This is a genomic window from Proteus faecis (assembly GCF_030286765.1).
Lineage (GTDB): Bacteria > Pseudomonadota > Gammaproteobacteria > Enterobacterales > Enterobacteriaceae > Proteus > Proteus faecis.
Genome location: NZ_JASVWV010000004.1, coordinates 274,449 through 281,093 on the forward strand (window position 1 = coordinate 274,449; position 6,645 = coordinate 281,093).

The window sequence follows — 6,645 nt, forward strand, 5'->3', positions numbered from 1 at the left end:
TCTTAATTCTAATTAACGAGCAATTTGTTTAAGAATGTTAACCCACATATCCGCATAATGAGGCCATGCTAAAAACTCTTTGCTACCCCAATGAGGAGAACAATCACTCATAAAGCAGCCTGTTTTTCCTTTTTCGAACTGACCAAATACCAGCAATGGATCTTCGCCAATATTTAAAACAGTTTCTGTATTCTCTTTAGCTGAAACTTTGTTATAGCCAAGGAACATAGGCCATTCACCAAAACCTTTTACTGATGCATGATCAGCATTTACAGCACTTGCAAATACACCTTCAGGCGCTTCTACACGATCATCACCATCCAGCATTTCAACAGGCAGAACTTCTGCAAGTAATGTATTTTTGTAGTTTGCTTTAGCCTCAATACCCATAAATGACAGGTAACCACCAATCATTAATAAGCCACCGCCATTAACTACAAACTCTTTAATTAACCCTAATGCGTTAGGAATAACTTTCATGTTATAGAAAGTATCGTTTTGCAGAAGGAACGTATTTGCACCAATATCACTAATAACAATGACATCGTATTTAGCCAATGCTTCAGCCGTTTGTGGAAATGCAACCTGAACGGTATGAGCAGGCATATAATCAACTTCAACACCCTTTTCTCTTAAGCAACTTAATAAGAACGTTGAACCTTCTTCATATTTGCTGGAAGTGAAACTGTCGTAGCCTTTGGAGTGGATCATATGAATGTGCCATGACTCACCAATAAATAAGATTTTCATTTTTATTCCTCTTTCAAAAAAGACTATTTATTCAGGGGATTGGGTGACAATCTGTGAATATGTTGTTTGATTGATGCGATGCATGACATTAATATCTTCAGGCATTTCTGAAGCATTACTCGTCTCAACAGCTAGTGATGAAAAAGCTGATGCATAGCGTAACGCATAAGAAAACTGCTTTCCTTTTGCCAACGAGGCAGCGAGCGCACCATTAAAAGCATCACCTGCCCCTGCTGTATTTTTTACAACTGCCGGATATGCTGGCGAATAAATATACTTATATCCGTCATAAGCTAACGAACCTTTACTACCCAGCGTAATAACCACTTTATTTACGCCTTGTTGATAAATAGAAACTGCAGCATTTTTTGCAGATTCTAAATCAAGTACTTCTATTCCAGATAATAAACTAGCTTCCGTTTCATTAGGTGTTAATACATCTATCATTGGAAGTAATTCATTAACTATTTTGTTATAAGGTGCTGGATTAAGAATAATAGGTATATTATTTTCGTTTCCAATAGCAATAATTTCTTTTAATGCTTCAATATTCGTTTCTAATTGAAGTAAAATTATATCTGCATCAATAATTTTATCTTTTTGTATTTTGACTTCATCAGCAGAAATATCCATATTAGAACCAGAGTAAATAGAGATAATATTTTCTCCACTCTCTTCCGAAACAAAAATAGATGCAGTTCCTGTTTGATAATTTTCAGTTTGATATATCGTTGATGTTTTTATTCTTGATGACGATATAAAATTAACTGCATAATCACTAAATTGATCAGTACCTATCTTCGTTATAAAATGCACCTGTGCATCAGCATAACTCGCTGCCAATGCTTGATTACAACCTTTACCTCCTGGTGAAAAGATAAATTTATTCGATAATAAGGATTCCCCGGCTTCTGGCAGTCTAGGAAGATAACTAATCATATCAACATTAAATGAACCCAGTACGCACACCTTATTTATTGCTGTTTTATTTGCTAAATCGTTTTTATCAATTTGATCATTACATTCTAGAAATTGTATAATTTCTTTCTTAGCTACTTTGTCTAATGTTTCAAATTCTATAAAAGCGCCTCCATGGCATCTTTTTATAATTCCTTTTTCTGCGAGTGTATTTAAATCTGATCGTATTGTTTCTTTGGTAACATCAAGTTCTTTAGCCAAAACAGAAACTTTTACTGCACCATGACCTTTGATCAGATTAATTATTTTTTTATGACGTTCTGCTTTCATTTAATGTTACCTCTATGGCAACAACTTTAGTTTATTAGTTGTTATGGGATTGTGATTACAATCATATGTTATTTATTAAAAGCAAAAAAAAGCAGAAATACAAAAATAAAAAAACAAAAAAAGCAGAAATAAACAATGATAACAGTAAGATTATTTAATAAATAAATTTAAGATTTATTTCTTTTTTAGAAAAGGAGGAATCAACTTATAACGCCATTTCAACTTATTTACCATAAGTAAATTTAATATTACTTTTTATTTACACTCGATAAATAATATTAAAAGATGAAATTTAAAAATAGAATTCGCTTTTATAAATAAGGAATTATAAAAAAACACTTTATATTCCTATAAAGTATTAGTAATAATGCTTAAATAAAATACAATCGAATTGAATCGAGTAATGCATTAATTATTTTTATCGCCGTCGATTTCTAAAACACATTTATCATAAAGAATTTTTGATCATTAAAGACCAAAGAGAACGATACCCTTTTAACAAAGAACATAAATTACTTAAGTAATGCAAAAGCAATGCTTAAAACACACTCAATTCTCATCTTTCATTTTTGTGATCTAAATAACATTTATGTTAGATAAAAATGTCATCATCTTGTCTATTTAGTTCACCAATGAGTCAATCTTTGAGTTCATATTGTAAATCAATAAAGTTTTTTATCTATTTTCCATACTCTCTATAAATAGCATTTGTTTTTTTAATTACTCTATTCATAGCAATTATATCTAGAACAAGGATAAAAGCAGATAATAATACCAATAAATATAGATCACTTGATATTTTAAACCCTTTATTTTTGTCAAAAAGTCTTTTTATACGAAACATTTAGACATACTTCTTTCCTCGCACTTTTCCCATTTTATACTTAAATTTATTCATACCGTCAGACATAACATAAATTACTGACAAAAAGCACAACGTACAATAAGGATATATCAATGAAAATAAAATCACTTATCGCAATCTCATTACTAAGCGCTAGTTTTTCTCTTTTTGCTGCAGAGAGTTCATCAACTACTACTAATATTCAAACTCAAGGTGTTATTCAGGCTCAAAAAGAACTTAACGACTATGAAAAAGTCATGATAGAAAAAGTTTGGATAACAACTGATGCTATCGATGAAAAAGGAAATAAAACATCTCCAGATAATGCCCAAGTTAGCAACTATTTTGGACTTGCAGAATACTACCCTAATGGCACATTTATTATGTTTACGCCAGAAGGAAAACAAAAGATGCAAGGTGACTGGTCAATGTCAGACGATGGTAAAATACGTACCTTAGTTGCCAAAGATACTGAAGGTAAAACGCTATTTACCCGAGATGTAGAAAATATCACAGTTAAAAATGATGAGTATACCTATCGTATTTATCCAAATGCTGATGATCGTAATGTCTATTTCGATATTATCCATCACGTTAAAAAGTAAATTTAATACGTTGTTTTACCTGTAAATTAGTCCTATCCAATAAATAAAAAAGGGTTACTTATTTTTATAAGTAACCCTCATTTTATTTTATAACCGGATTATCATTTCACCGAATTTAATCAAATAATTAAAATATGGTCTGAGATTGACCTTCAATCCAATAAATCACTTTATGCGCTTCTTCTGGTGTTGGTACTTCCAATTTACTCAACATGCGTTCCATTACTTTAGCTGGCACAGCTTCGTTTCTTGCATTATTTTGCCTCTGCCATTGCACATAAGGGACTTCAATATAAATCAATGTCACTTTTGCATTATAGCGATAAAATAAAGAGATAAGTTGATCTCGCATTTTTCTTGTAATATTGGTGGCATTCCAAACAAAAGGTTTATGCTCTCGTAAATAAATACGAGCTTGTTCTTTTGCTTGCTGTGCTATCCAACCATTAGCATCTCTGTTATCAGGTTTAATATTATGTTGGCGACGGAGATCATCTAAACTCACAATCGGAAAGTCTGCACAATGTTGGCGAATAAAAGTATCTTTTCCCATACCAGGTAATCCACATAACACGGTCACTTCACTTCCTTTTTCAGGATAAGGCTCATAATTACAATCTGTACTATTTTCTGTATAAAAATAGTGAAAACGAGCATCACTTGATGGAAATGGAGCAGCCCTACGCCAACAATTTAACTCTTCACAATAAAGTGTAAATAACGCGATTTTATCAAAAAGAGCGGGTTTATCTTCACAATCTCGCCCTAAAACATCTGCTTTAGCCAATAATGCCAACAAATAGCAATCTACTCTCAGTGATGCAGCAAGCAAGGCTTTTTTAGGATCAGGTTTATCCATCACCCACAACGGTAAACCGTGAAAACGAACTAAAGCTGCTATTTGCTCTCTATCAGCAAAGCTTAAAGGTACTTTTTTATACAGAAAAAGACGTGCTGTTAATTCACCTTTACGCGCATGACCTGGTGAAACGATACGTCCCTCCTCTTCCCGAGTTGTAGAGCGTTTTTCTACATCATGAAGTAGTGCCGAGATCCATAAAATTTGCTGTTCTCTTTCAGTTAACATTGTATATTCTGGCAATGATTTAACTGAATTGATTACTCTTTGTGTATGTATCGCCACATCGCCTTCTGCATGATGAATTGGATCTTGCATAACACCAGCCATATCATTTATTTCATCATACAGTTCACAAAGGTGTTCCCATGACATTTCAGTATGTAGTTTCTTATGAAGCATCATTGAGACTCCTGTGTTTTTTCCCAAATTAAAGGGGCTCGTCGCCAATTTTTTTTCCAATGAACATCTGTTTTAACATGGTCTTTTCTAACATATTTAAAAACACGATGTGAAAAATCCTCTAACGAAAATGACTGTGCATCTCGTGTAACAATACCTTCCATTGGACTTGGTTTTTGCGTTAAAACATCATGCGATTGAAAAAAACTTGCCTGTTTGGCTTGTGAAACAATCATTTTTTCAAAATCGGTTTTATCCTGACACTTAGGCAGTTTAATTTCTGGTACAGTGGGAAGATCAAACAAAGAAGCATAAAACTGTACTTCTTCCCAACTTAGCCATTTATCTTTATAACGAACTGCAAATACATAAAAATATTCTTCTAAGTGTGCATATTCAATAGAATGAATGGCATATAGATTCTCACCGAAAATATCTAATTCACCTAAATCATTTTTCATCATTTGCCAACGTTGGCGTAATTGAGATGTCCATGCTGATTGTGTTGGGGTTGCATGCGAGCGTGCAAAAACCCCCATTTTATTTAGGCAATTATTTTCTCCATCTAGTTTTTCTGTATGGATAAGTTGTTTTATTTGACAAATATCCTGCCACCATTGCGCATTTATACGATCGTCATTTGTTGTGCCAGGTGAAAAAGGATAGTGATAGGTTCTATCATATTTTTGTGATTGATTATTCATTATTTAATACTCATTAAGTAACAGAATCTCTACCAAATTTTAAAATAAACTCGGTACGTTAATTTTTCTGTATTTGCACGATTCCTTCAGTGCCTTAATGCGTATTACATAATAACAACCTACAATAAAGAGAAGTGAAAAATAAATAAGTGGCTATATTAACCATAAGATTAGTAGAGTGCTAGATAAATAATCCTTTTTATCTCTTATATTACTTTTTGCTTAATTTTCAAATCGAATATCGGAGGAAGTATGTACAACGATCTTCAAGGAAAAGTCGCAGTCGTTACAGGATCATCAAGAGGAATTGGTGCTGCTGTTGTGTCACGATTAGTCGCTGAAGGAATGAATGTCGTGATTAACTATCATTCTGATAAAAAAGAGGCTCAATGCCTTGCCGATGATTTAAATAAATTAAATTTAGGTAAAGCCATTATTTTTGGGGGTGATATTAGCAACGAAGATGTTGCTCATAATTTTATTTATTGTGCCATCAACCATTTTGGCAAGCTCGACCTTCTTATTAATAATGCTGGTATTGAAACACAAACACCTTCTCATGCCGTTGATTTAGCTGATTGGCGTAAAATTATAGATGTGAATTTAACTAGTTACTTTCTTACCGCCCGCTCCGCGTTAAGATATTTTGTAGAAAATAAAATTCAAGGCAATATCATTAATATGTCTTCAGTTCATGAAATTATCCCTTGGCCCACGTTTGCAAGTTACGCAGCAAGTAAAGGTGGAGTAAGAATGCTGACTCAATCTCTCGCTCTTGAATATGCAAGTAAGGGTATTAGAATTAATTCAATTGGGCCTGGAGCAATAAATACCCCAATCAACCAAGAAAAAATGCAAGATGATACGCTTCGTGAAGAATTAGAAGAGATGATCCCCATGAAATATGCTGCTGAGCCAGAAGTCGTTGCCAATGTAGCCGCTTGGTTAGCATCTGAACAATCAACCTATATCACCGGACAAACTATTTTTATTGATGGAGGGATGACACTTTATTCCTCTTTTCAATCTGGTAAAGGTTAATTGACAATAAAGTTCCCACTTTCTTTATTACTAGAAAGTGGGATACATCATTAATTATTCTCGTTGTGACTGCTCCCCGCCCTGTCGGGCGAGGCTTCCCACTTCTTAGACCGCAACCGTCTGTGTGACGGATTTACGCTGGCCTCCATGGGCAGAAACGACGAGTCCCGCCGCTTGTAATTCCAGCATGCC

6 protein-coding genes and 1 pseudogene are annotated in these 6,645 nt (G+C 33.7%); 2 read left to right on the top strand and 5 right to left on the bottom strand.

What is annotated here, in order from left to right:
• Nucleotides 1-12: 12 nt before the first annotated feature.
• Both QSH13_RS08320 and QSH13_RS08325 read right to left on the bottom strand, forming a co-directional pair.
• Nucleotides 13-750 (bottom strand): glutamine amidotransferase, encoded by a 738-nt coding sequence (locus tag QSH13_RS08320; RefSeq protein WP_286038980.1) that lies wholly within the window; start codon nt 748-750, stop codon nt 13-15.
• A 27-nt stretch (nt 751-777) separates the two neighbouring features.
• Nucleotides 778-1,998, bottom strand: coding sequence for a PfkB family carbohydrate kinase (locus QSH13_RS08325; protein WP_109398383.1), 1,221 nt, complete (start codon nt 1,996-1,998; stop codon nt 778-780).
• A gap of 957 nt (nt 1,999-2,955) precedes the next feature.
• On the opposite strand from QSH13_RS08325, the gene QSH13_RS08330 reads away from it, so the two are divergent.
• The gene (locus tag QSH13_RS08330; RefSeq protein ID WP_109398384.1) at nt 2,956-3,447 is read left to right on the top strand and encodes a DUF4822 domain-containing protein; all 492 of its coding nucleotides are present in this window, start codon (nt 2,956-2,958) and stop codon (nt 3,445-3,447) included.
• A gap of 127 nt (nt 3,448-3,574) precedes the next feature.
• On the opposite strand, the gene QSH13_RS08335 is transcribed toward QSH13_RS08330, so the two are convergent.
• A complete protein-coding gene (locus QSH13_RS08335; protein ID WP_109398385.1) occupies nt 3,575-4,711 on the bottom strand; it encodes an AAA family ATPase in 1,137 nt (378 codons plus the stop codon).
• On the bottom strand, nt 4,708-5,412 hold the full coding sequence (locus tag QSH13_RS08340; protein ID WP_109398386.1) for an RNA ligase family protein: 705 nt from the start codon (nt 5,410-5,412) through the stop codon (nt 4,708-4,710). The genes QSH13_RS08335 and QSH13_RS08340 overlap by 4 nt, the downstream gene beginning before the upstream one ends.
• A gap of 252 nt (nt 5,413-5,664) precedes the next feature.
• Between QSH13_RS08340 and QSH13_RS08345 the strand changes: the two genes are divergently transcribed.
• Nucleotides 5,665-6,453 carry a glucose 1-dehydrogenase gene (locus tag QSH13_RS08345; RefSeq protein ID WP_109398387.1) on the top strand — a complete coding sequence of 263 codons (789 nt, stop codon included), beginning with the start codon at nt 5,665-5,667 and terminating at the stop codon, nt 6,451-6,453.
• Nucleotides 6,454-6,558: 105 nt separating this feature from the next.
• Here the strand turns inward: QSH13_RS08345 and QSH13_RS08350 are convergent.
• A pseudogene (locus QSH13_RS08350) lies at nt 6,559-6,645 on the bottom strand (RNA-guided endonuclease InsQ/TnpB family protein); the annotation flags it as partial.

Coding starts and splice junctions, on each gene's coding strand:
- QSH13_RS08320 (WP_286038980.1), bottom strand. CDS start 750: ATGAAAATCTTATTTATTGGTGAGTCATGGCACATTCATATGATCCAC.
- QSH13_RS08325 (WP_109398383.1), bottom strand. CDS start 1,998: ATGAAAGCAGAACGTCATAAAAAAATAATTAATCTGATCAAAGGTCAT.
- QSH13_RS08330 (WP_109398384.1), top strand. CDS start 2,956: ATGAAAATAAAATCACTTATCGCAATCTCATTACTAAGCGCTAGTTTT.
- QSH13_RS08335 (WP_109398385.1), bottom strand. CDS start 4,711: ATGATGCTTCATAAGAAACTACATACTGAAATGTCATGGGAACACCTT.
- QSH13_RS08340 (WP_109398386.1), bottom strand. CDS start 5,412: ATGAATAATCAATCACAAAAATATGATAGAACCTATCACTATCCTTTT.
- QSH13_RS08345 (WP_109398387.1), top strand. CDS start 5,665: ATGTACAACGATCTTCAAGGAAAAGTCGCAGTCGTTACAGGATCATCA.